The organism is Nonomuraea sp. NPDC003201, from assembly GCF_053590415.1.
This window is the reverse complement of the sequence record NZ_JBSFTC010000082.1, coordinates 1-22,544: the sequence shown is the minus strand read 5'-3', so window position 1 is coordinate 22,544 and position 22,544 is coordinate 1. Positions and strand designations below refer to the sequence as shown.

Annotated in this window: 24 protein-coding genes; 13 read left to right on the top strand and 11 right to left on the bottom strand. The window is 70.1% G+C overall.

The annotated features are described in order from the left end of the window. Positions 1-87: 87 nt before the first annotated feature. From ACWDX9_RS26655 to ACWDX9_RS26640, 4 genes are all read right to left on the bottom strand, one after another. Positions 88-228, bottom strand: coding sequence for a hypothetical protein (locus ACWDX9_RS26655; protein WP_449958453.1), 141 nt, complete (start codon positions 226-228; stop codon positions 88-90). A gap of 715 nt (positions 229-943) precedes the next feature. After that, positions 944-2,212, bottom strand: coding sequence for an MFS transporter (locus ACWDX9_RS26650; RefSeq protein WP_449958450.1), 1,269 nt, complete (start codon positions 2,210-2,212; stop codon positions 944-946). 605 nt (positions 2,213-2,817) lie between these two features. Further along, positions 2,818-4,026: an acyl-CoA dehydrogenase family protein gene (locus ACWDX9_RS26645; protein ID WP_449958448.1), complete on the bottom strand. Its 1,209-nt coding sequence runs from the start codon at positions 4,024-4,026 to the stop codon at positions 2,818-2,820. A 46-nt stretch (positions 4,027-4,072) separates the two neighbouring features. Beyond that, on the bottom strand, positions 4,073-5,275 hold the full coding sequence (locus tag ACWDX9_RS26640; RefSeq protein ID WP_449958445.1) for an MFS transporter: 1,203 nt from the start codon (positions 5,273-5,275) through the stop codon (positions 4,073-4,075). Between the two features lie 86 nt (positions 5,276-5,361). Between ACWDX9_RS26640 and ACWDX9_RS26635 the strand changes: the two genes are divergently transcribed. Continuing rightward, a complete protein-coding gene (locus ACWDX9_RS26635) occupies positions 5,362-5,946 on the top strand; it encodes a TetR/AcrR family transcriptional regulator (protein WP_449958442.1) in 585 nt (194 codons plus the stop codon). 6 nt (positions 5,947-5,952) lie between these two features. Here the strand turns inward: ACWDX9_RS26635 and ACWDX9_RS26630 are convergent, their stop codons facing one another. Both ACWDX9_RS26630 and ACWDX9_RS26625 read right to left on the bottom strand, forming a co-directional pair. After that, positions 5,953-6,894 (bottom strand): glucosyl-3-phosphoglycerate synthase, encoded by a 942-nt coding sequence (locus ACWDX9_RS26630; protein ID WP_449958439.1) that lies wholly within the window; start codon positions 6,892-6,894, stop codon positions 5,953-5,955. A 33-nt stretch (positions 6,895-6,927) separates the two neighbouring features. Continuing rightward, positions 6,928-8,367, bottom strand: coding sequence for a helix-turn-helix transcriptional regulator (locus tag ACWDX9_RS26625; protein WP_185073509.1), 1,440 nt, complete (start codon positions 8,365-8,367; stop codon positions 6,928-6,930). Between the two features lie 279 nt (positions 8,368-8,646). Between ACWDX9_RS26625 and aceA the strand changes: the two genes are divergently transcribed. From aceA to ACWDX9_RS26605, 4 genes are all read left to right on the top strand, one after another. Next, positions 8,647-9,933 carry an isocitrate lyase gene (gene aceA / locus ACWDX9_RS26620; RefSeq protein ID WP_449958436.1) on the top strand — a complete coding sequence of 429 codons (1,287 nt, stop codon included), beginning with the start codon at positions 8,647-8,649 and terminating at the stop codon, positions 9,931-9,933. Positions 9,934-10,104: 171 nt separating this feature from the next. Further along, entirely contained in the window at positions 10,105-10,614 is a 510-nt protein-coding gene (locus ACWDX9_RS26615; RefSeq protein WP_449958434.1) for a hypothetical protein, read from the top strand. 48 nt (positions 10,615-10,662) lie between these two features. After that, positions 10,663-11,496 carry an SCO6745 family protein gene (locus ACWDX9_RS26610; protein ID WP_449958433.1) on the top strand — a complete coding sequence of 278 codons (834 nt, stop codon included), beginning with the start codon at positions 10,663-10,665 and terminating at the stop codon, positions 11,494-11,496. Continuing rightward, complete coding sequence (locus ACWDX9_RS26605) at positions 11,445-11,948, top strand: hypothetical protein (protein WP_449958430.1); 504 nt, start codon at positions 11,445-11,447, stop codon at positions 11,946-11,948. The genes ACWDX9_RS26610 and ACWDX9_RS26605 overlap by 52 nt, the downstream gene beginning before the upstream one ends. 194 nt (positions 11,949-12,142) lie before the next feature. Here the strand turns inward: ACWDX9_RS26605 and ACWDX9_RS26600 are convergent, their stop codons facing one another. Continuing rightward, positions 12,143-12,346 (bottom strand): hypothetical protein, encoded by a 204-nt coding sequence (locus tag ACWDX9_RS26600; protein ID WP_449958427.1) that lies wholly within the window; start codon positions 12,344-12,346, stop codon positions 12,143-12,145. Positions 12,347-12,482: 136 nt separating this feature from the next. Here ACWDX9_RS26600 and ACWDX9_RS26595 point away from each other — a divergent pair, with 136 nt between their 5' ends. After that, entirely contained in the window at positions 12,483-12,983 is a 501-nt protein-coding gene (locus tag ACWDX9_RS26595) for a SigE family RNA polymerase sigma factor (protein WP_449958424.1), read from the top strand. Next, positions 12,980-14,176 (top strand): TolB family protein, encoded by a 1,197-nt coding sequence (locus ACWDX9_RS26590; protein ID WP_449958420.1) that lies wholly within the window; start codon positions 12,980-12,982, stop codon positions 14,174-14,176. Before ACWDX9_RS26595 ends, ACWDX9_RS26590 begins: the two co-directional genes overlap by 4 nt. Here ACWDX9_RS26590 and ACWDX9_RS26585 read toward each other — a convergent pair. The 3 genes from ACWDX9_RS26585 to ACWDX9_RS26575 all read right to left on the bottom strand — a co-directional run bounded on the left by ACWDX9_RS26585 (position 14,163) and on the right by ACWDX9_RS26575 (position 17,787). Next, positions 14,163-15,662 (bottom strand): protein kinase domain-containing protein, encoded by a 1,500-nt coding sequence (locus ACWDX9_RS26585; protein WP_449958417.1) that lies wholly within the window; start codon positions 15,660-15,662, stop codon positions 14,163-14,165. The two genes, ACWDX9_RS26590 and ACWDX9_RS26585, sit on opposite strands and share 14 nt — an antisense overlap. Before the next feature lie 212 nt (positions 15,663-15,874). Continuing rightward, on the bottom strand, positions 15,875-16,711 hold the full coding sequence (locus tag ACWDX9_RS26580; protein WP_449958415.1) for a siderophore-interacting protein: 837 nt from the start codon (positions 16,709-16,711) through the stop codon (positions 15,875-15,877). Between the two features lie 98 nt (positions 16,712-16,809). After that, positions 16,810-17,787, bottom strand: coding sequence for an alpha/beta hydrolase (locus ACWDX9_RS26575; protein ID WP_449958412.1), 978 nt, complete (start codon positions 17,785-17,787; stop codon positions 16,810-16,812). A gap of 106 nt (positions 17,788-17,893) precedes the next feature. On the opposite strand from ACWDX9_RS26575, the gene ACWDX9_RS26570 reads away from it, so the two are divergent. The 4 genes from ACWDX9_RS26570 to ACWDX9_RS26555 all read left to right on the top strand — a co-directional run bounded on the left by ACWDX9_RS26570 (position 17,894) and on the right by ACWDX9_RS26555 (position 20,730). Beyond that, the gene (locus ACWDX9_RS26570) at positions 17,894-18,289 is read left to right on the top strand and encodes a hypothetical protein (RefSeq protein ID WP_449958409.1); all 396 of its coding nucleotides are present in this window, start codon (positions 17,894-17,896) and stop codon (positions 18,287-18,289) included. 125 nt (positions 18,290-18,414) lie between these two features. Next, the gene (locus ACWDX9_RS26565; protein ID WP_449958486.1) at positions 18,415-19,200 is read left to right on the top strand and encodes an ABC transporter permease; all 786 of its coding nucleotides are present in this window, start codon (positions 18,415-18,417) and stop codon (positions 19,198-19,200) included. Next, positions 19,193-19,981 carry an ABC transporter permease gene (locus ACWDX9_RS26560; protein ID WP_449958406.1) on the top strand — a complete coding sequence of 263 codons (789 nt, stop codon included), beginning with the start codon at positions 19,193-19,195 and terminating at the stop codon, positions 19,979-19,981. The genes ACWDX9_RS26565 and ACWDX9_RS26560 overlap by 8 nt, the downstream gene beginning before the upstream one ends. Before the next feature lie 2 nt (positions 19,982-19,983). Beyond that, positions 19,984-20,730 (top strand): ABC transporter ATP-binding protein, encoded by a 747-nt coding sequence (locus tag ACWDX9_RS26555; protein ID WP_449958403.1) that lies wholly within the window; start codon positions 19,984-19,986, stop codon positions 20,728-20,730. 7 nt (positions 20,731-20,737) lie between these two features. Here ACWDX9_RS26555 and ACWDX9_RS26550 read toward each other — a convergent pair whose 3' ends face one another. Next, a complete protein-coding gene (locus ACWDX9_RS26550) occupies positions 20,738-21,220 on the bottom strand; it encodes a hypothetical protein (protein WP_449958400.1) in 483 nt (160 codons plus the stop codon). A 120-nt stretch (positions 21,221-21,340) separates the two neighbouring features. Here ACWDX9_RS26550 and ACWDX9_RS26545 point away from each other — a divergent pair, with 120 nt between their 5' ends. Together ACWDX9_RS26545 and ACWDX9_RS26540 are read left to right on the top strand one after the other, a co-directional pair. Next, the gene (locus ACWDX9_RS26545) at positions 21,341-21,910 is read left to right on the top strand and encodes an MFS transporter (RefSeq protein WP_449958397.1); all 570 of its coding nucleotides are present in this window, start codon (positions 21,341-21,343) and stop codon (positions 21,908-21,910) included. Positions 21,911-21,958: 48 nt separating this feature from the next. Further along, the coding region (locus ACWDX9_RS26540; protein WP_449958394.1) for a YcnI family copper-binding membrane protein at positions 21,959-22,544 on the top strand (586 nt) is incomplete at its 3' end.

The following is a 22,544-nucleotide window of genomic DNA, read 5'->3' as shown; positions in this document are numbered from 1 at the left end:
CGGCACCTTCCAACCTGCTCAACGCCGTTCTGCCCCGGGGACGAGCTCTCCAGTGGTTCAACCGGATGGACGCCGTGTGCGCGAAGGTCAGGCTGCCGACAGCGGCTCGGCGATGCTCTTTGCCGACGTTGGGGCGACGAGCGCGCCGTTGGCCAGGGGCAGGAGAAGTCCGTCGCGGTGCAACTGGCCCAAGGCCTGGCGCAGGTCAGCAGCCCCGGTGAAGTCCAACACGACGTCCTCGAGTCTTCGCGGCAGCGGTTCAACACGTTGTACAGGTCGGGGGCTTGAGCGGCGAGGACGTCGATGGCCTCGTGCAGGTAGCGGTAGCCGGTGGCTGCGAGACTCCGGCGTCCCTGGCCGGGCAGTGCACGCAGCCGCGCTCACGGAACCAGCGCAGCGCCATGACCGTCTGCCGGAATGTGCCCAGGACCCGCGACCCTCGGGGTGTGTCGAGGCGCCGGCGATGTGAGATCAAGCCCGGCCAGCTGACGGGCCGCAGGCAACGGCTCCCCTTCGACCTGCTGCGCGGCGAGCTCTCCATGACGCCGGCCCCGTACCCGACGAAACCCTTGTGGAGATCGTCGACACCCTCTTCATGCCACTCCTCCGGCGCTGACCCGGCCACGCGCCGGCAGCGTCGCTCCGGGCACGAACTCAGCGCCATGATCGGATACACCGCGCCACGCTCGAAGGCTGCCGCCACGTCGTTCCCGTTCATGACCGTCTGCAGCAGCAGTGCGCACAGCAGCCCGCAGGCACCGAGCACGATCCCGGTGACGCCCAGCCACCGCGCCGCGCGGCTGCGCAGGAGGTGGCAACGGCGAGGTGCCCGGCTGGGCGGGTGAGGTTGTAGGAGGTGGCGGCCAGGGTCAGCCGGGCCGCGTTCGCGGTGAACTTCCCCGACGGCAGGTGAGCTGGGGCGGAGTCCTCGAGATGGCCTGTTTCAGGATGCCTTTTGGTCGGCGGGCTTCTCGATCTCGGTGGTCACCCGTGCCCCTCGCAAGAGCACCGGGAGCCACAGGAGACATGCCAGCAGGGGGACCGCGGCGTAGGTGGCCATGCCCACACTGGAGCCCAGCCCGTCCATGAGCGCGCCGAGGACGAGATAGCCGATGCCGATGAGCGCCGACTCCACGAATGCGATCATCGACAGCAGGCTGGCCCGGTGGCGCGACGGCACGGACTCGTTGAACACGTTGTCCACGATCACGGCGGTGATCTCGGGAATCCCGACCAGGGCCAGGAACGCGGCGATGGTGACCCAGACAAGGCCGAGACCGCTCAGCCCGAGTGCCGCGGCGAGCGTCAGGAGGGACACCGGGACTATGACCCGATACCCGATGCGCCGGTCCGCGCGGTCCGACAGCAGCGGGGTGAGCCCGCCGGCGAAGAATCCCGCCGATATGACCACGCTGACCAATGCGGTGCCCGCTCCCTGATCGGAGAGGGTCTTCTGCGCAAAGATGATGTACGGCGTCAAAGTCGCATGCATCAATCCGGACACCACGACAAGCGTCACGAGCGCCGGCGTGGCGACCCGAAGCATCGCCCGCCATGCTGTGGCGTCGCCGTGCTCCTCGGCTCCGTCCTGCTCGTCCACCGCGTCCGCGCCGCGGATCTCGGGCACCCGTGACATCAGCACCACCACGGCCAGGGCGAGGCACGCCGCCGAACCGACGTAGACGACTCCCCAGGAGATCTGCTGCAGTTGGCCGCCGAGGACGATGGCGGCTCCCGAGGTGACCGTCCCGAGCATGGTGAACCGGGACTTGATCTTGACGTAGCTGGCCGTTGCACCACGACGCACGAGCAGGTCGTACAGCAGGGCGGTGTCCGAGCCGGACACACATGCCATGCCCACGCCCTGCCCGATGAACAGCGCCAGGAACACCCAGTAGCTGGAGAACGTCCCCTGGCCGAGCAGACATCCAGCTATCAGCATCTGGCCGATCACGATGCTGGCACGCCTGCCGATTCGGTCGGCGATGACCCCCGTCGGCAACTCCGCAAGTCCGCTCACCAGGTAGAGCAGTGTCTGCAGTAGGGCCACCTGCTCGGCGGAGAAGCCTCGCTGCTGAAGGAAGAGGACGAATACGCCGCGCTGGAACAGCGTGTTGGCGAGCACGGCGTATACGTAGAACGGGCGCGTGACACTTCGTGCTGCGTTGTCGACTGCGGCCGACCCGCTGAGGGCCTCCGTGGTGCCGGTCATGCTGCGGGCTCCCTGGTGACTCCGGTGATCATTAGTGTTGGGCCTCCGCCGCTGACCGGAACCTCCAGTCCATACTTCGCGCAGGATATTGGGCCGGCCATCCGGGAACCGTTGCCAGCGCCGCGGCCATCTTCGGTGGAGGAGTCAAATGCTGGGAACAGTAGCGTGCATCTTGGAGCCAGCGTGCTCCACGGTCTTGCCCGGCTTGACCTCCTGCCTGCCGTACAGGAAGCCCAGATGCGGCGACCGTCCGTGAGGCGCTGCTGGACGTGGACGCGTTTGCTGCGCAGCTCGCTCGGGAGGCGGATGGGTTCCGGCCGCCGTCGAAGTGGTCGAGGGTGTCGGGGTCGAGGATCTCGGCTGCGATGTACTCAATCGATGACCACGCCACCAGCACGCGGCCAGAGTGCGCCCGGTCCACCGTCACGCCGTACTTCGCCATGACGGCAAGGACCGTCTTGGACGTGCCATCGATCGGCGGCTCCGGCAACCCGAAGCCATTGAGACAGAACTGAGGTCTGTCTCGATGGCGAGGCGTCGGGCAGGGTGATGTGCCGCGGTGACCCCACCGGCGACACGTCATCCCTGCTGACGTGCGACGTTCTTCAGCGGACCGGCAGGCCGGTGACCGCGCGGCCGATGATCAGGCGCTGGATCTCCGACGTCCCTTCGAAGATGGTGTAGATCTTGGCGTCCCGGTGGAAGCGCTCCACCGGGTGCTCCCTGGTGTATCCGGCCCCGCCCAGGATCTGGATCGCCTGTTCCGTCACCCACACCGCCGTCTCCCCCGCCACCAGCTTCGACATCGAGCCCTCCGCCTGCGAGAACTGCCTGCCGTGGCGGGCCATCCAGGCGGCCCGCCAGGTCAGCAGGCGGGCCATGTCCACCCGGGTGGCCATGTCGGCGAGGAGGAAGGCGATTGCCTGGTTCTCGCCGATCTTGCGGCCGAACTGCTCCCGCTCGCGGGCGTAGTCCCTGGCGTACTCGAAGGCCGCCCGCGCGATCCCGACGGCCATGGCGGCGACCGACGGGCGGGTGGTCTCGAACGTGCGCATCGCCGCCTGCTCCCCCGCCCGCTCCCCGTTGCGTACGCGGGACAGCCGGGCGTCCAGCTTCTCCTTGCCGCCGAGCAGGCAGGAGCCCGGTACGCGGACGCCGTCCAGGATCACCTCGGCCGTGTGGGAGGCGCGGATCCCGTGCTTGCGGAACTTCTGGCCCATGGACAGCCCGGGGGTGCCGGGCGGGATGACGAAGGACGCCTGGCCCCGGGTCCCGAGTGAGGGGTCGACCGAGGCGACGACCACGTGGACGTTCGCGATGCCGCCGTTCGTGGCCCAGGTCTTGACGCCGTCCAGCACCCAGTCGCCGCCGTCATGGACGGCGCGGGTGCGGATGGCGCCGACGTCCGAGCCGGCGTCGGGCTCGGAGGCGCAGAAGGCGCCGAGCTTGACGTCGTTCTCCGTGCCGAACATCTGCGGCAGCCACTCCCCCATCTGGTCGGGGGTGCCGTTCGCGGCGAGGGCGGCGGCGGCCAGGCCGGTGCCGACGATGGCCAGGCCGATGCCCGCGTCGCCCCAGAAGATCTCCTCGAACGCCACGGGCAGCGCGAGCCCGCTGTCCTCGAACCACTGGGTGGCGAAGAAGTCGAGGGAGTAGAGGCCGATCTTGGCCGCCTCCTGGATGACCGGCCAGGGGGTTTCCTCGCGTTCGTCCCATTCGGCGCCCGCCGGGCGGATCACGTCGCGGGCGAACGCGTGCACCCAGTCGCGTACCTCGGCCACGTCGTCGCTGGGCTCCGGGCAGAAGCCGGTCATGTGCGCACTCTCCTCGACCCGATGTTACCGGTGGTAACAGAACACCTTACCGGTCAGTAGCTACGCGGTGGAATACCCCGGAGAGCAGGGTGGCCAGGGCCGCCAGCGCCATGCCGATCGCGAGGCCGTACAGGAGCGGGGTGAATCCCCCGAACGCGGCGGCCAGCTGCGGGCCGACGCTGCCGCCCACCGCGAGCGCGAAGGAGAACAGCGACAGCGCCGTCCCCCGGGCCGGTCCGGCGCCGGCGGAGATCGCCTCGTTCAGGCTGGGCAGGCCGCCGGTGATGGCGGCGACGTAGACGGCCAGCAGCAGCACCAGCGCGGCCGTCCCGGTGAGGCCGACGGCGGCGAGGGCGAGTGCTCCGGCCGCCAGGAACGCCGCCGCCCTGATCGGCGCGTGGATCCGGGCCAGCCACGGCATGAGCAGCGGCACCAGGACGATCGACGGGAGCCCCGCCGCGCGGAGCGCGAGAAGTTCGGGGGACGAGGTCACGCCGTAGATCTGCAGACCGGTGTAAACGGCCACGAAGCCCGCCATCAGCATGACCGTGGCCACGTACCGGAGGCCGAGGACGCGGTGGAACAGCAGGCCCGGCACCGCCCGGTAGACCGACAGCGGCGAGCCGCCGCCCGCACGCGGCAGGTCGGGCAGCGTGACGGCCCGCACACCCAGGAACGCCAGCACGAACCCGGCCGCCGACAGCAGGAACAGCCCGCGCCAGCCGATCACGTCCACCAGCAGCTGGGCGGCGACCTGGAGCAGCACGGCCGAGGCGAGGAACGCGCCGGTGATCGCCGCGATCGCGCCCACCCGGCGGCGCGGCTCGACCCGTTCGGCCAGGTACGCCAGGGCCGCGGGCGGGAACATCGCCACCGCCAGCCCCTGCACCGCCCGCAACGCCAGCGCCACTTCGGGGTTCGGGCTCAACGCCACCGCCGCCGAGGTGAGCGCGGCCAGGGGCAGTCCGATCATCAGCATCCGGCGGCGCCCGTACCGGTCGGACAGCGGGCCGAAGATCAGGAAACCGGCTCCGTACCCGATGCCGAACGCGGTCACCAGCCAGGTCAGGCCGCCGGCCGAGGCGCCCCAGCCGGTGGCCATGTCGTGCAGGAGCGGGATCACGATGTACAGCTGGCCGCTGACCAGCACGGCGGTGAGGGTCAAGGCCGCCAGCGTGCGCCCGAACGGCAGGCCGGCCGGCGAGGTCGCCGCGAGGTCGTGCGGCGCGGGGGAAATGGTGGTCGTCATGTGCCGGGACGGTAGCCAACCAACTAGTTGGATGTCAACCATTCAGTTGGATTGCAACCAACTGGTTGGTGGCTATCATGGGCGGCATGGCACCCAAGGTCTCGACCACCGCCACGCGCGCCGCCCTGCTGGAGGCCGCACGGGAGGAGTTCGCCGCGTACGGCGTGGCGGGCGCCCGCGTGGATCGCATCGCCGAGCGGGCCGGCGTCAACAAAGAGCGCATCTACGGGCATTTCGGCAGCAAGGAGAAGCTGTTCGACGAGGTCATCAAGGAGGCGCTCGACGACCTGACGACGCAGATCTCCCTCCCCGGCGCCGATCCCGGTGACTACGTGGCCCGGCTGACGGACTACTACCACTCACATCCCGAGCTGGTGCGGCTGCTGATGTGGGAGGCGCTCAACTACCGGGACCAGGAGGGGCTGCCGGCCGGGCAGGAGGTACGGGTGGAGCGCTGCCGCCGCAAGACGGCCTCGCTGGCGGAGGGCCTGGGTGTGGATCCGTCGCCGGAGGTGGCCCGGACGCTGTTCATGATGACCGGGCTGGCGCTGTTCCCCTCGATGATGCGCCAGCTCGGGCGCATCATCCTGGGCGACGCGGCGGACGACCACGAGGCCATGCGCGACCAGATCGCCGCGTTCGTCACGTCGGGTTTGAAGGAGCCACGGTGATCGTGTTCAAGGCTCCACGGTGATCGTATTCACGGTGATCATGGGTGGGCGCTCGCCGATCCCGATGTCGCGGAGCAGGATGTCGTGCCCGTCCGGTCCCCTCCGGAACTGTGCCAGCCGGACGGACGGCTCGTGGCAGGTCTCGATCTTGCCCTGACGCAGCAGGCGTGACCAGGCGGCCAGCATGATCTGGGACGCCATCCTCCCGAGCGCCTCGGTCGACTGCGGGGCGTGCTCGCGCGAGCCCAGGTCCACCTGCGCGAACGCGTCCAGCCCGGCGAGTTCGAGCAGGTCGATCAGCAGCCCCAGCTCCACGCCGTAACCGGTCAGGAACGGCACGCGTTCCAGGGCCGAGCGGCGGCCGGCGTACTCCCCGGCCAGGGGCTGGACGAAACCGGCCAGGTGCGGCCAGTGGAGGTTGATGAGCGGGCGGGCCACCAGCTCCGTGACGCGGCCGCCGCCGTTGGCGGTGCCGTGCAAGGGCCGGTCATAGCAACCCTTCGTGTAGACCACGGTGGGGTCCGCGAACAGCGGCCCGAGCAGGCCGAATACCAGAGAAGCACGAAATTTCCGGATGTCGGCGTCCACGAACACCAGCACGTCCCCCGAGGTCACGGCGAGGGACTTCCACAGTGCCTCGCCCTTGCCGTCCATCGGCTTGAGCTGCGGCAGGATCTCGTCCTGGGCGTGCACGCAGGCCCCCGCGCGCCGCGCCACCAGCGCGGTGTCGTCGGAGGAACGCGAGTCGATCACCACGATCTCGTCGACGAGCCCGTCCAGCTCCCGCCGGATCACCCCGACGATCTGGCCCACGGTCTCCCGCTCGTCGCGGGCGGGGAGCACCACGCTCACCGTGGTCTCCCCCTTGGCGGCCTTCAGGTCCCGGAGCGGCCAGTCCTCAGCGGACGAAGTACGGTGCCGCAACCATCCTCGCACTTCAGGCAGCATGCGACCCCTCCCCCCGTATCCCCACATTTCAGATTATGCGGTGGCGGCGTGACGCTCCAGGAACGTGTACACGTCAGCCTCGTCCACCCCGGGGAACGACCCCGGCGGCAGCGCGGCCAGGACGTGGGAGTTGGCGCGGGCGGACGGCCAGGCGTAGCCCTCCCAGCGCTCGGACAGCTCGGCGGGCGGGCGGCGGCAGCAGTCGCCGTTGGGGCAGTTGGACTTGGTGCGGCTGGTGGTCTCCCGGCCCCTGAACCAGCGCGACTCCTTGTACGGCACCCCCAGCGTGATGGCGAAGTCCCGCTCCCGCGACGGATCCACGTGCGCCACGCAGAAATAGGTCCCGGTGGGCGAGTCGGAATACTGGTAGTACACCGAGAACCGGTCGGGCGAGGCGAACACCTGCCGCCCCGACCACTGCAGGCACATCCGCTGCCCCTCGATGGCCCCCTGCTCGTCGGCCGGGAAGACGATGCCGTCGTTCTCGTACGCCTTGTAGATGGTGCCCCCGGCGTCGTTGCGCACGAAGTGGCAGACGAGACCCAGGTGGTGGGTGGCGAGGTTGGTGAAGCGGTGGGCGGCCATCTCGTACGACACCGCGAACACGTCCCGCAGGTCCTCCACCGACAGCGCCCGGTCGGCCTTGGCCTCCTGGAGGTAGAGCGCGGCGGCCTTCTCGGGGACGAGGACGGCGGCGGCGAAGTAGTTCGCCTCGGTGCGCTGGCGCAGGAAGTCGGCGAAGTCGCGGGGCTTGTCGTGGCCGAGCGCGAGGTGGCCGAGCGTCTGGAGCAGGATCGTGCGCGGGGTGTGCATGCCGAGCTGCTCGTGTTTGACGTAGATGCGGCGGTTGCGGAGGTCGGTGATGGAACGTACGGATCGCGGCAGGTCCTGCGCGGTGTGCACGGTGTAGCCGAAGTGCGTGACCAGGCTCTGGATCATGCTCTGCGACAGCGCGCCCGTACGGTAGCCGACCGCGGCCAGCGCCTTGGCGGCGGCCTCCTCGATCTCCCCGAAGTAGTTGCCGACCTCGCGCTGCCTGCGCCGCAGCTCGGCGTTGGCGGCCCTGGCCTCCTCCGGGGTGGCGGTGCCGCGGGCCTGCCGGGCGCGCAGCTCGCCGTACAGGCCGAGGAGGTGTTCGAGCACGTCGTTCGGGACGCGGGCGGAGACCTTCAGCCGGGGCAGCCCGAGCCCGGCGTAGATGGGGTCGCGCTGCGCCTCCTCCAGAGCGATCTCCAGCTGGGCGCGGCGGTTGGGCGGCTGGCGGCGCAGCAGCTCCTCGATGGGCACTCCCAGCGCGGCGGCCAGCCCCTTGAGCAGCGAGAGCTTGGGCTCGCGCTTGCCGTTCTCCAGCAGCGACAGCTGGCTCGGCGCCCTGCCGACGCGCGAGCCCAGGTCGGACAGGGTGAGGCCGCGCTGTTTGCGCAGGTGCCGGAGGCGCTGGCCGAACGCGATCAGGTCAAGCTCCTGCGTCAAAGACAGCGGTTCTTCGCCTAGCAAGGGCACCATGTCGGCATCTTAGACAGAAATTCGGCCCATTTTCTAGTCTCCTGAACAGGTCGGAGCCAGACTGCCGTGGCGCTCGGATTGGTCTAGGCCAACAGGAAAACTATCGATTTCTTCACTGTTGAATACCCGCCAGTAATGCATGGTATGGAAACTTTCGCTGTTCTTCTCTCGGCTCATGACTATGGGCGGCCCCTCCCAGGGCACACACTCGGCTGTGAGCCCCAGGGGACGACAAGGGAGTGAACAATGATCGATCGCCTCAAGGGAGCTGCTGAGCAGCTGCAGGACGAATGGGACAACGACCCTCGCTGGGAGGGCGTCGAGCGCACGTACGGCGCCGAAGACGTGATCAGATTGCGCGGCAGTGTCCAGGAGGAGCACACGCTGGCCCGGCTCGGCGCCGGCCGGCTGTGGGACCTGCTGAACACCGACGACTACGTCAACGCCCTCGGCGCGCTGACCGGCAACCAGGCCGTCCAGCAGGTGAAGGCGGGACTGAAGGCGATCTACCTGTCCGGCTGGCAGGTCGCCGCGGACGCGAACCTGGGCGGGCAGACGTACCCGGACCAGAGCCTGTACCCGGCCAACTCCGTGCCCGCGGTCGTGCGCCGCCTCAACAACGCGCTGCTGCGCGCCGACCAGATCACCTGGTCGGAGGGCGACACCGACGCCCCGCACTGGCTCGCGCCGATCGTGGCGGACGCCGAGGCCGGGTTCGGCGGGGTGCTGAACGCGTTCGAGCTGATGAAGGGCATGATCGCGGCCGGCGCCGCGGGCGTGCACTGGGAGGACCAGCTCGCCTCCGAGAAGAAGTGCGGCCACCTGGGCGGCAAGGTGCTCATCCCGACCGGCCAGCACATCAAGACCCTGACCGCCGCCCGCCTCGCCGCGGACGTCGCCGGAGTCCCCTCGCTGATCATCGCGCGGACCGACGCACAGGCCGCGACGCTCCTGACCAGCGACGTGGACCCGCGCGACCAGGCGTTCACCACCGGCGAGCGCACCCCGGAGGGCTTCTACCGGGTCAGGAACGGGCTGGGGGCGTGCGTCGCCCGCGGGCTGGCGTACGCGCCGTACTCGGACCTGCTCTGGATGGAGACCAGCACGCCCGACCTGGACGTGGCCCGCGAGTTCGCCGAGGCCATCAAGGCGGCGTACCCGGACAAGATGCTCGCCTACAACTGCTCACCGTCGTTCAACTGGAAGCAGCACCTGGACGACTCCACCATCGCCAAGTTCCAGCGGGAGCTGGGACACATGGGGTACAAGTTCCAGTTCATCACGCTCGCCGGGTTCCACTCGCTGAACTACGGCATGTTCGACCTGGCCCAGGGATACGCCGCGGACGGCATGACGGCGTACGTGGAGCTGCAGGAGGCCGAGTTCGCCGCCGAGGCGCGCGGCTACACCGCGACCAGGCACCAGCGCGAGGTCGGCACCGGCTACTTCGACCTGATCAGCACGGCCGTGGCACCTGACTCCTCGACGACCGCGCTCCGGGGGTCGACGGAAGAGGAGCAGTTCGCCCACTGATCTCGCCGGACCGCCCTCCGGGCATGCGGCGGTTCCCCGGCGAAACGGGCCGCGCCAGTCTCCCCCAGCACTGGCGCGGCCCACTTTCATGCGACGCCGCACGGCAAAGCCCTTTTCATGAGGTGGTGTGCTGTCATTGGAGAAGTGGGCTGACCTTCAACGGAGGGTTTGGTGGGCAAGACGATCTCCTCTGTCCGGACCGCGATCACTCAGTGGATCCCCGGCCGCCGCGTCGCCCCGATTCCGCCGCCACCCGGGTCAAATGATCACGAGGCGCTGGTGGCCGCCCTCGAACATGCCACACGCTGGTATGAGTACCGCATCAGCCAAGGACTTCAGGTCCTCAACTTCTATCTCGTATCGACCGCGGTGAATTCCGCCGCCTACGTCGCCGCTCTCCAGGCGAAGCTTGACGCCGTAGCCGGCGCTGTCGGGCTCGTAGCGGCTCTGGTCTCCGTCGCGGCGGCACTCGCGGGCTGGCGCAGCCGCGGTCTTGCGCGATTGGCCCTGCAGCCGATAGCGGAGATTCAGGATCGGCTGGCTGCGACCCTGAACATGGATTCGCTCCGTCTCGTGCGACGCAATCCTCATCGCACGTTCACCACGCCGATTTCCCTGGTCATGTTCGTCCTTGCCTGCGCCATCTCGGTAACAGGAGCCTTATACGCGTGGCTTCGCTGATCCAGGAGTTGTGGACACCCATACTGACTGGTCGGTATCTTTCCCGGCATGACGCTGGAACGCCGGACCTGGCGCACCCTGGAGCCGTTGCACGGCATGATCTACTTCTCCCCCGAGGCGAGCGCCGCCTACGAGAAGCTCGGGCTGAGCGGACGGATGGGATACTTCGCCTCCCGAGCCGCCGCTCTCGGTCCGGTGCCCGCCGCGACGGTGATCGCGACCTTCTACAACTTCAACCCCGATCTGGTACGGCAGGCGATCCCGGCCGCCTGGCAGATCGCCTCGCCGTCCGACATCCTGGCCGCCCGGCTCGCATCGGCCGACGCCACGCTGCGCCGCGTGCTGGGCGACGCCGTGGACTCCCCGGAGATGGCGCGGGCGGCGGCGCTGGCCCGCCGGGCGGCGGAGACCGTCGCGGGAGAGCTCAGCGGGCGGCCTCTGTACGCCGCGCACGCGGCACTGCCCTGGCCCGAGGCTCCCCACCTGGTGCTCTGGCACGCTCAGACCCTGCTGCGCGAGTATCGCGGCGACGGCCATCTCGCCGCCCTCCTGGCCGCCGGCCTGAGCGGCATCGAAGCCCTGGTCACCCACGCGGCCACCGGCGCTGTGACGTCCGAGGTGCTCCGAAGCACGCGGGGGTGGCCGGAGGCCGACTGGGCTGCCGCCGTACAGGGGCTGGAGGAGCGTGGCTGGCTCTTCGAGGGATCTCTCACCGAGGAAGGGCGCGGATGGCGTGAGGAGATCGAAGAGGCGACGGACCGGATGGGGATGGCACCGTACACCGCGCTCGGCGCCGAGCCCTGCGAGGAGCTGCGCTCTCTCGTCCGGCCGTGGAGCAAGAGCATCGTCGCCGAGCTGATGCCCTGGGCCGCAAGTCGTTAGTTCGGGGCCGAAGTCCCCGTCACCCACCGACTGCGGACTCCGGTAATACCGGCTCCTCGGCTTCGTCCTCACCGAGGCGTTGGCTCTCCTTGGCCTGGTCGCGCCGTTCATCTTCCAGGTCGTCAAGCAACGGGGACTTCGGCGACGGGCTCGCCGGTGCGGACGGACGCGCGGTGTCGATCTCCGTGGGAACGGATCGCCGGCTCGTCCGCCCGGCCGCCTCGGGCGTCGAGGTTTCCAGGGACGATTCCACGGCCGAGGCGTCGATCTCGGGCGCGGCCCAGGACGTGCTGTTGTGGCTGTGGGGGCGGGGCGACGGTGCGGGGCTGACCTTCGACGGCGACCTTGAACTGGTGAAACGGCCGCGGGACCTGCTGAAGGAGGCGACCCAGCAGGTCAGGCCGGGGAGCCGGAACGGCCAGGACGGAACCGGCCGTTCCGGTGTCGCGTAGCGGTGATCAGTTCAGGCCGCTGCCCTGGATGCCGGCGGCCGCGGCCGACGCCGCCGCGACCACGGTGAACATCGCGACGGTCAGGGTGAGCACGAACCGGCGCCAACGTGTCATCGCACGCCTCCTGTCATCGACTGGCAAATCACCGTATATTCGCCGCGCGCACGCCGCCGGATCACGAGCCCCCCGGTTCGTCAGGCGACCTTCCGGAAGAGCACGGTGGCGCGGTAGCGGCCCTCCGCCTCCGCGTCGGGCTCGGCCTCGGCACTGATGACGTCCAGCTCGGCGTCGAGACCGAAGAAGCTGAGCGCCCGGGCCACGGCCTTCTCCCTGATCTCGTCCGGCGTCACTCCGCTCACCGTGACGCGCAGCGTGAGCGGGAACGCTCTCGTACTCATAATGATCCTCTTTCACGGAAGAGTTGATCCACCTCCGAGCGTAGCCCCGCCGCGCATGTCACCCCAGGCGCGGCGTGCAACAGTTTTCGCACCTTGTTCCTCTCGGAGGTGAAGGAACGACGAAGGGCGAGGACTGTTGGAAGGTGATCCCCGTTTCGCGGAGTTCGTCGCCGAACGCGGTGACGCGCTGCTGCGCTACGGCTATGTGCTGGCCGGCAATCCGCACGACGCGGCCGACCTGGTCCAGGAGGCGCTGCTGAAGCTGCGCGGCGCCTGGTCCCGGCTGCGGCTGAAGGAGAACCCGGAGAGTTACGCGCGCACCACCATGGCCAGGCTGCACATCGCCACCTGGCGGTTGCGCAGGCGTGAGCTGCTCGCCTGGGACCTGCCGGAAGGCGAGCACCACGACCTGCTGCCCAGCGGGGACGAGCTCAGGATGTGGCAGGCGCTGGCGGGGCTGCCGCGCAAGCAGCGCGCGGTGCTGGTGCTGCGCTACTACGAGCAGCTCGACGACGCCGAGATCGCCACCGTGCTCGGGGTCTCCCGCGGCACGGTACGCAGCCAGGCCTCCCGCGCGCTGGACAAGCTGCGCGTGGCCCTCCCGAGTGAGCCGATGACCAGGGGGAACGTACGATGACCGAGGTTGAGGAGACCCTGCGCAGGACGCTCGGCCACGCCGCCGAGCAGGCACCGGGACTGCCCGCGCTGCTGCCCCAGCGGCTGGAGCGGATCCACCGGCGCAGGAGGCAGCGCACCCGGATCGCGTTGGCCGCCGCGGCGGTGGTGCTGGTCGGAGCCGGGGCCACGACCGTGCTGCGCGGCGGCGACACCATCACGGCCGTCCCCGCCAGCGGGCGGGACACCGAGGCGCCGGCCGAACAGGTGGAGAAGGTCTGGCCGGAGGCGGTGCGGAAGGTCTCGGCGAAGGCCCCCGACGGGGTGCCGTGGCGACCGCAGACGTTCGTCGACGACCGTACGCTGCTCATGGAGGCCCAGGGAGGCGAATCCGGATCGATCAACGCCATCTACGCCTACGACCTCGACTCCGGCACGCCACGCAAGATCGCCGACGTCCCGGCTTCCGAGGACACGGTGGGCTTCAGCAACGGCTTCGCCGTGGGCGGCGGCCAGGTGGCCTGGTGGAGCGGAACGAAGGACTCCGTCGCGCACCTCTGGACGGTGCCGCTGGACGGCGGCACCCCGAAGATCGTCGCCGACCAGCGTCTCGACACGGCCGACGACGGCAGCGGGATCGACAAGCTGGCCGTGGTCAACGACAAGATCGTTTTCTCGCTGTACACCGGTGGGGTCTTCACCGTTCCCCTCGGGGGCGGGACGGTGGAGCCGGTCCAGGGTGGCGCCGGGATGCATCTGCTGGCCTGGCCGTGGATCGGCGCGCCGGGGAGCGGAGGCGAGCCCCGCGGCATGCCGTACTCCCGGATCCAGAACGTGGAGACCGGCGAGACCCGGACGGCCGTCACCCAGCCGGGCGAACAACTGCGTGCCTGCGGCGTGACCATCTGCCTGGGCAGGAGCGCGGAAGGCACGACCTTCTTCCGGCACCGGGACGGCTCGTCGCAGAAGAAGGTGCCCGGCTCCGTGCACGCGACGTACCAGCTGGTCCAGGACCGCTTCTACGTCTCGGCGTACGGCGCGGGGAAGCCGGAGGGCGTGGGACTCTACGACCTGGACACCGGCAAGTCGGGCGACCTGCGCATCCCCGGGGAGGGCAGCTCCATCATGCTGCCGTCCATGGATTCGACCGGCAGGATGCTCAGCTACCCCCTCGGGGACGACCTCTACCTGATCGACCTGTCTAAGATCCGGTAGCCGTCGGCGTCTCCGGGACAGACACGGACGGGTCCGGCGACTCGCCGGGCCCGTCCTGCGGGATCGTGCTGATCGACTGCGACGGCTGCGGGCAGTCCCTCCTGACCGCGCTGCCGCGCCCGCGCGCCGGGCTCGCGCAGTCGGCGGGGTCCTCGCCGCCCGGTCCACTGCTGTTGGCCGGTCCGAACGTGTCCTGCCCGCCGGGCGAGGGACTGCGCACCGTCAACGGCGCCTTGGTACGGGTGCGCGGGACGGACGTCGTGGGCGTGCTCGCCGGCGTGAGCGGGGCGGCGGCCTTCGTCGGCGGCAGGGTCACGGCGGGCGTGGACGAGGGGCGGACGGTCGAGTCCGCGCTGCCGTGAGAGCGCACGATCGACGGGTCGCCCGGCAGCAGCGAGCCGCCCCCGACGCTCGTGCCGTCGCCGCCCGCCGCGATCACCGTGAGGGCCGCGATGGACACCGTGGCCAGGGCGGCGAAGCTGGCATGCGACAGATGCGCCCCGGCCCTGGCCCGGCGCCTGCGCGCACGGGAACGCTCCACACCCCCCTCCGGCGTCCCGGACTCGCCGGTCGAAGAGGCGAGACGTACCCGCCCGCCGCCGGGCGGATAGGGCACCGGCGTCCAGATCTCCTCCAGCACCCCGGCCACCGACTGCCGCAGGTCCCACGGCTCGCCGACGCCCCCGGCGGCCAGCAGCGCCCGGAGCAGGTCGGCGGACGTGGGCCGGTCGGCGGGATCCTTGGCCAGCGCCGCCTCGACGGCGGGCCGCAGCATGGCGGGCACGCCCGCGACGCGCGGCGGGTCGAACAGGATGCGCCGGGTCAGCACGTCCGCCTCCCCGCTCCCGAACGGGTGGCGCCCCGTGGCCGCGAACGCCACCACGCACCCCCACGCGAACACGTCCGACGCGGGCAGCGCCGGGCCACCCGTCAGCCGCTCGGGAGCCACCCATCCGGGGCTCCCCATGACCTGTCCGGCCTGCGTGTGCGCGGCCAGCGTGTCGACGTCGCGGGCGATGCCGAAGTCGATGACGCGCGGCCCTAGCGTCGACAGCAGCACGTTGCCGGGCTTGAGGTCCCGGTGCACCAGCCCCGCCTCGTGCACCGCCACCAGGGCGGCGGCCACGCCGAGCGCCGCGCCGTACGCGAGATCGGGCGTGAGCGGCCCCTTGGCCGCGACGACCTGGGAGAGCGCCGGACCCGGGATGTACTCGGTGACCAGGTACGGGCGGTCCTTGTCGGCGCCGTCCTCCAGGACCGCCGCCGTGCAGAACGGCACCAGTCTTCGCGAGAAAGTCACTTCCTCGGCGAAGCGCGCGCGTAAGGTGGCATCGTTGAGATGCACCGCATGCGGCGTCTTGAGCGCGACCAGGCCACCCCGAGGGTGTTCGGCCAGATACACCACTCCCATCCCGCCCGTGCCGAGGCGGCCGAGGAGCAGGTATCGGCCGATGATGACCGGGTCGCCCACCGTAAGCGGCCGCACGCCAGGAGGCATGTCGCCAGCACCACGCGCCATACGGGTTTCGCCTCTCTGATCCGGGACTCGGCAAAGCACACTGTGGCCGGATCCGCGGAGGCTTTCCGCATGTCTGTCATAAGGGGTATTGCAGGTAAGGCGTTCGTTCCTCTGGGGTCAGTAAGTGCTGGGGTTCAGTGGTCTGAAGTGGTGTTTCGGCCCTGGCGTGCCTGGGGAGCCTAGGAGGCGATCGCCGACTCCTCCTCGGCCTCGACCTGACGGTTCCAGTCGCGCTTCATCTCGCGCCACGCCTCGTCGTCGGCCCCGGAGCGCCAGTATCCGGAGATGGACAGCCGGTCCAGCCCGATGCCCCGTTCGACCCGCAGGTGACGGCGGAGCTCCTTGACGAAGCCGGCCTCGCCGTGCACGAACGCGTGCACGTTTCCCTCGGGGAACTCCAGCGTCCGCACCGCCGCCACGAGCTTCTCGCCCACGGGACGGCCGCTCCGGTAGAGCCACGTGACACGGGCGTCGGCGGCCGTCTCGAGCTTCTGCTCGTCCTCGGGCGCGTCCACCTCGACCAGTACGTGTGCCCGCGCGCCCTCCGGCAGGCCCTCCAGCGCGGCCCCGATGGCCGGCAGCGCGCTCTCGTCGCCGATCAGGAGATGCCAGTCGGCCTCGGGATCGGGCGCGTAGCCGCCCCCGGGGCCGAGCATGAGCACGACGTCCCCGGGAGCGGCCTGGGCTGCCCACGGGCCGGCCAGGCCCTCGTCGCCGTGCACCACGAAGTCGAGGGTCAGCTCGCAGCTGTCGGGGTCCCAGGCGCGTACGGTGTAGGTCCGCAGCCGCGGCCAGAGCTCGCGCGGCATCGTCTCGCGGCAGGTCTTCACGCTGAACGGAGTGGGGTATTCGACCCCTTCGTAGGGGAAGACCAGCTTGACGTAGTGGTCCGTCAGGCCGGTGGTGGCGAAGTCGGCCAGCCCGTCGCCCCCGACCACGACGCGGACCATGTGCCGCGAGATCCACTCGGTCCGCAGGACGACGCCACGATGGTGATCCGTGGGCTTCTCGGTCATGCACAGCCCCCTGACTTCAGGTTAGGTATACCTAACCTTACACGTTCTCCAAGCTGTCAGCGTACGCCGGGAACCTCGAAAAGGGCAGTGCCGAAAACTCACGCCGCCGCGATGTCGCCTCTGGACGCCCGGCGGGCGGCCACGGCTCGCAGGAAGTACGCCATGTGCCGGAAGGCCAGCCGCGCCTCGGGCAGCACGTCCGCCAGGATCGGGAAGACGTGCGGCATCCGGTTCCACTCTTCGTACCGTACCGGCACCCCTGCCTGGCGCGCCCGCTCGGCCACCCGTCTGGCCTCGTCCCGCAGCACCTCGGTCGAACCGGTCACGATCATGAGCGGCGGCAGCCCCGTGAAGTCCCCGAGCACCGGGGAGACCAGCGGGTCGCTCGGGTCGAGGCCCGAGGTCCACCGGCGGGCCAGCCAGCGCACCCGTCCGGCCGGGAGCATGGGGTCCTGCCAGCGGTTGGCGTGCCGCGGGATGTCGGTCAGGTCGGCCCACGGCGACAGGCAGATCGCCGCGCCCGGCATCGGCAGCTCCCGGTCCCGCAGCGCCAGCAGCGTCGCCAGCGTGAGGTGGCCCCCCGCGGAGTCCCCCGCCAGGATGACGTCCCCGGGCGCGTGGCCGCGCCGCAGCAGGCAGTCGTACGCGTCCAGCGCGTCGGTCAGCGAGTCCGACAGCTTGTGCACGGGCCCCTGCCGGTAGTCGAGCGCCAGCACGGGCCGCCGGGCCGCCACCGACAGCCGCCAGGTGATGGACCGATGGGTACGCGGCGAGCACGAGAAGTAGCCGCCGCCGTGGAAGTAGAGCACCGCCTTGCCGTCGTCGAGCCCCGGCCCGCCGTGCACCCACTCGCCCCCGCACGCCGAGAACTCCGCGGGCACGATCGCCACGTGTTCGGGCTGGGGCACGGTCACCAGGCCCCCGAGTTCTCCGAGCCGGGCCGCCCAGGCCAGGGCCAGCGGATGGCGCATCAGCACGGTGGACGCCGGCTTCAGGGTGCCCCACATCAGACTGGTCAGGGCGCGGGCTTGCCAGCTCAAGGGATAGTCGGGGAGCACGTCCCGGTCGATCTGCATATCGGCCCTCCGATGAATCTCCTTCCCCGAATGAAGATCCTTCTACCGGCCAGTAAGTATCTCATCTCTTACCTGGATATTTCGGCGCTGTGACACGCTGTCCTCCATGGCTGGATACTCGGGCACACCGCTGCCGCGCAAGCTCGGCGTCAAGCCTGGGCACCAGGTCCTCGCCATCGATGCCCCCGACGGCCTCGACCTGGGCGAGCCCGACGCCGAGGTGCATCGGACCCCGGCCGGCGGGCCGTACGACGTCATACTGGTCTTCTGCCCCGACTCGGCCGCCCTTCACGGGGGGTTCCCATCCGCCCTGGCCCTGCTGGCGAAGAGCGGCGGCCTGTGGGTCTGCTGGCCGAAACGCGCGAGCAAGGTGCCCACGGACCTCTCGGAGAACCCCGTCCGCGACTACGGCCTGTCCATGGGCCTGGTGGACAACAAGGTGGCCGCGATCGACGACACGTGGTCGGGCCTGCGCTTCGTCTACCGTCTCGCCGACCGTTGAACGATTAATTGCGTTGCGGGGCCCACGGCCCGCAACGGATAATTCCATGCTTTCCATCGGCAGACCCGTGCGCGGGTCCGTACACGGTTGGTCACCGTGTCCTCACTCTCCGGAGGTGCAAAACCATACCCCTATATGCCCGGCTCGTCCGGTACGGCTTCCGCAAGCACGCCACCTACGTCTGGGGCGCGATCGCCGGCGCTTTCACCAACAGCGTCTTCGGCATCCTTCGCGCCTACATCCTCATCGCGCTCTGGCAGGCCCGCCCCGGGCTGGGCGGCTACGACGTGATCGACGCCGTCACGTTCTGCTTCATCACCCAGGCGTTCATCGGCCCGTTGCAGCTGTTCGGGGGCGGGCTCGGCATCCCCGAGCGCATCCGCAGCGGCGACATCGCGCTCGACCTGGTCCGGCCCGCCTCGCTCCAGCTCTGGACGCTGGCCGAGGACCTGGGCAGGGCCGCGTACCTGTTCCTGGTCCGCGGCATCCCGCCCATGCTGATCGGCGCGGTGGTGTTCGGCATCACGGTCCCCGCCGGGCCGGGGCAGTGGCTGTCGTTCCTGGCCGGCTTCGCCGTCGCGGTGGTGGTCGGCTTCGGCTGGCGCTACCTGGTGGCGCTGTCGGTCTGCTGGCTCCTCGACGACCGCGGCGTCGCGGTCGTCTCGATGCTCCTGACGACGTTCTTCTCCGGCATGCTCGTGCCGCTGCACCTGTTCCCCGGCTGGTTCGGCGACCTGGTCATGGTGATGCCCTGGGCGGCCATGGTCCAGCTCCCGACCGACCTCTACCTGGGCAAGGCCCCGGTCCTGGAGACGCTCGCGTTCCAGGCGCTCTGGGCGGCGATCCTGCTCGGGCTGGGCGCGCTCGCCACCATGGCGGTCCGCCGCAAGGTGGTGATCCAGGGTGGTTAGGACCTACTTCCTGCTGCTGTGGACCTGGACCCGGGCCGCGGCGGCGTACCCGGTGTCGTTCGCGCTGATGACCCTGTTCGGCGTCCTCATCTCCGCGGTGGACGTCGCCGTGATCCTGATCGTCTTCGCCAACACGACCACGCTCGCGGGCTTCTCCCGCGACGAGGTCCTCTTCCTGTACGGCGCCGCCGGCGTGTCGTTCGCCATCTGCGACACGTTCGTCAGCAACATCGACCGGATCAGCCAGCACATCAAGGCGGGCACGCTCGACACGTTCCTGATCAGGCCGGTCAGCCCGTGGATCCAGCTCGCCACCGACCGGTTCGTGCCCGCCAGGGTGGGCCGGATCCTGCAGGCGTGCGCCGTGCTCGGCTACGGCGTCGCCGCGCTCGACCTCGACTGGCGGCGCGCCTGGATGATCCCCGTCATGCTGGTCAGCGGGATCATCATCTTCGGGGCGATCTGGACGCTCGGCGGCGCGGTCCAGTTCGTGCTGACCGACGCCCCCGAGGTGTCCAACGCCTTCACCTACGGCAGCGCCCAGCTCAACCAGTACCCGCTCAGCATCTACGGCCGCGACCTGGTCAGGGGCGTGACGTACGTGCTCCCGCTGGCCTTCGTCAACTGGCAGCCCGGCCTGTACGTGCTGGGCAGGGACGACCCGTTCGGCACGCCGGAGTTCCTGCGGTTCTCCGCGCCGGTCGCCGCGCTGGTCCTCGCCCTGCTGGCCGGGCTGGCCTGGCGGCAGGGCATCAGGCACTACCGATCCACGGGGAGTTGAGGATGATCGAACTTGAGAGGGCCGGACGCTCGTTCAAGATCAAGAGGAATGTCGTCCACGCCGTGAGCGACCTGTCGTTCACGGTGTCAGCGGGAGAGTTCGTCGGCTACCTCGGGCCCAACGGGGCCGGCAAGTCCACCACCATCAAGATGCTCTGCGGCATCCTGACGCCGACGTCCGGCCGGGTCCGGGTGGCCGGGCTCGACCCCTCGCGCCGGCGCACGTCGCTGGCGCGGCGGATCGGGGTGGTGTTCGGGCAGCGGACCACGCTGTGGTGGGACCTGCCGCTCGTCGACAGCTTCGAGCTGATCCGCCACCTGTACCGGGTGGACCGGGCCACGTTCAGGTCGCGGCTCGACGAGCTGACCGGGACGCTCGACCTGGGCGAGTTCATGCGCACGCCGGTGCGCCAGCTCAGCCTGGGGCAGCGCATGCGGGGCGACCTCGCGGCGGCGCTGCTGCACGCGCCCGACGTGCTGGTGCTCGACGAGCCGACGATCGGGCTGGACGTGGTCAGCAAGGCCGGCATCAGGGAGTTCCTGCAGCGGGTCAACGCCGAGCGCGGCACGACCGTGCTGCTGACCACGCACGACCTCGGCGACATCGAGCGCCTGTGCCGCCGGGTCATGGTGATCGACCACGGGCGGCTGGCGTTCGACGGCACGCTCGACGACCTGATGGCCACGTCTCCCGGCCAGTCGAGCATCGAGGACGTGGTGACCCGCCTCTACACGGGGACGGCCCAGTAGGGACAACTCAGTAGTAGCTGCCCTCCGGCGTGGCCTCGTAGTCCTCGTCGACGTCGTCGTACTGGCGTGACCAGCGCGACGGCATCAGCACGGGGATGAACAGCGCCACGCCGAGCAGGGCGAACACGCCCGACGTGAGCAGGGTCTTGGCGCCGAGACCGGCGTCCAGGATGATCTGGTTGACCGACGGGGCGCTCGGGATGAGGGAGATCGCCCTGTTCACGTCGAGTGCGTACACGACCGTCCAGGCCAGCAGGACCAGCGACGGCACGAACGTCGCCAAGGGCGAGACCCGGCCCGCCACCACCAGCCCGACGACCAGCCCGACGGCGGCCATCGCGCCCAGCGCGATCCACATCTTCTGGTTGTCCGGTGGTGTCGCCGCGGCGTTGCCGACGGCCTGCTGGACGGCCCAGCCGCCGCCCGCAAGCACGGCTGCCGTCACCACCAGCCCGATGAGGAAACCACCCAAGTGCCGCAACGTTCTCACCTCAATGTCAACGCGGTCGGCACGACCCTAGCCCTAAATGCCCGTTTTGGACCAGCCACTGTGCGGCTTCGGACTTCGGGTCTCATGACTCACTGCCCCGTGAGAGCATGGGGCACACCCATGCGTGCGCACCTTCCCCTCAGGCTCGCGCGGACGGCCGCCTTCGCCGCCGTCTGCGTGGCTCTCGCCGCCTTCGCCCACGTGCTGGGCGGCGGTTCGGCGCCCGCGCCGTGGGTCGCCGGGCTGGGGCTCGCGGGCGTGTCCGCGCTGGGGCTGGCACTGTGCGGCAAGGAGCGCTCCGCGGCGACGATCAACGTCGTGCTGGTGGGGGCGCAGCTGGCGCTGCACGAGCTGTTCGCGGGCGACGGCGCCGCCTACTTCTCCGTGCGCGGCCTGTTCGAGCTGGGGGCCGCGGCGCACGGACACGGCCAGGGCGGCCTGGCGGTCAACACCGGCATGCTGCTCACGCACGTGACGGCCACGCTGATCACGGGCCTGTGGCTGGCGCGCGGCGAGGCCGTGCTCTGGTCGCTGCTGCGCCTCGTCGGCCGCCGTCTCATGCTGCTCCCGGCGGTCGCCGTGCCGCCGTTCGCGCGGCCCGCCGCGCCGATCGTCCGGGCGAGGGTCGTCCCGCTCCAGCCGGAGTTCCGGCACAGCGTGGCCAGGCGTGGTCCTCCACTTCCCGCCTGACCGTCTGACACCCCTAGTTCATCCCCGTACACCAAGTGGAGTTCCCGCATGTCCTTCGCACGCCGTGCGGCGACCGTGCTCGCCGCCGCCACCGCCCTCACCGTCGGCCTCGCCATCCCGGCCCTGGCCCACGTCAGCATCCAGCCGGGCACCGCCGAGCAGGGCGGATTCACCAAGGTCGCGTTCCGGGTGCCGAACGAGCGCGACGACGCCTCGACCACCAAGATCGAGGTCTCCTTCCCCGTCGACCATCCGCTGGCTTTCGTGTCGGTCAAGCCCCTGCCGGGCTGGGACGTCAAGGTCACGCAGGGCAAGCTGCCCAAGCCGGTCAAGACCGAGTACGGCGACCTCGAAGAGGCCGTGACCAAGATCGTGTGGTCCGGCGGCAAGATCAACCCGGGCGAGTTCCAGGAGTTCGAGGTGTCCATGGGGCAGTTGCCCAAGGACACGGACTCGCTGGTGTTCCCGACGAAGCAGACGTACTCGGGGGGTGAGGTGGTGAACTGGTCGGACGCGCCCAAGACGGACGGGACCGAGGCGGAGCACCCCGCCCCGACGCTCAAGCTGGTCCCCGCGAGCGGGGCCGGCGAGCACGGCATGGCCTCGGCGCCGGCCTCGGCCGCTCCGGCCGCCG

Excerpts from the sequence above, each read along its gene's own strand:
- ACWDX9_RS26610 (WP_449958433.1), top strand. The coding sequence starts at position 10,663 with ATGACGCTGGAACGCCGGACCTGGCGCACCCTGGAGCCGTTGCACGGC.
- ACWDX9_RS26640 (WP_449958445.1), bottom strand. The coding sequence starts at position 5,275 with ATGACGACCACCATTTCCCCCGCGCCGCACGACCTCGCGGCGACCTCG.
- ACWDX9_RS26570 (WP_449958409.1), top strand. The coding sequence starts at position 17,894 with ATGGCTGGATACTCGGGCACACCGCTGCCGCGCAAGCTCGGCGTCAAG.
- ACWDX9_RS26545 (WP_449958397.1), top strand. The coding sequence starts at position 21,341 with ATGCGTGCGCACCTTCCCCTCAGGCTCGCGCGGACGGCCGCCTTCGCC.
- ACWDX9_RS26555 (WP_449958403.1), top strand. The coding sequence starts at position 19,984 with ATGATCGAACTTGAGAGGGCCGGACGCTCGTTCAAGATCAAGAGGAAT.
- ACWDX9_RS26575 (WP_449958412.1), bottom strand. The coding sequence starts at position 17,787 with ATGCAGATCGACCGGGACGTGCTCCCCGACTATCCCTTGAGCTGGCAA.
- ACWDX9_RS26630 (WP_449958439.1), bottom strand. The coding sequence starts at position 6,894 with ATGCTGCCTGAAGTGCGAGGATGGTTGCGGCACCGTACTTCGTCCGCT.
- ACWDX9_RS26600 (WP_449958427.1), bottom strand. The coding sequence starts at position 12,346 with ATGAGTACGAGAGCGTTCCCGCTCACGCTGCGCGTCACGGTGAGCGGA.
- ACWDX9_RS26580 (WP_449958415.1), bottom strand. The coding sequence starts at position 16,711 with ATGACCGAGAAGCCCACGGATCACCATCGTGGCGTCGTCCTGCGGACC.
- ACWDX9_RS26635 (WP_449958442.1), top strand. The coding sequence starts at position 5,362 with ATGGCACCCAAGGTCTCGACCACCGCCACGCGCGCCGCCCTGCTGGAG.
- aceA (WP_449958436.1), top strand. The coding sequence starts at position 8,647 with ATGATCGATCGCCTCAAGGGAGCTGCTGAGCAGCTGCAGGACGAATGG.
- ACWDX9_RS26590 (WP_449958420.1), top strand. The coding sequence starts at position 12,980 with ATGACCGAGGTTGAGGAGACCCTGCGCAGGACGCTCGGCCACGCCGCC.
- ACWDX9_RS26650 (WP_449958450.1), bottom strand. The coding sequence starts at position 2,212 with ATGACCGGCACCACGGAGGCCCTCAGCGGGTCGGCCGCAGTCGACAAC.
- ACWDX9_RS26645 (WP_449958448.1), bottom strand. The coding sequence starts at position 4,026 with ATGACCGGCTTCTGCCCGGAGCCCAGCGACGACGTGGCCGAGGTACGC.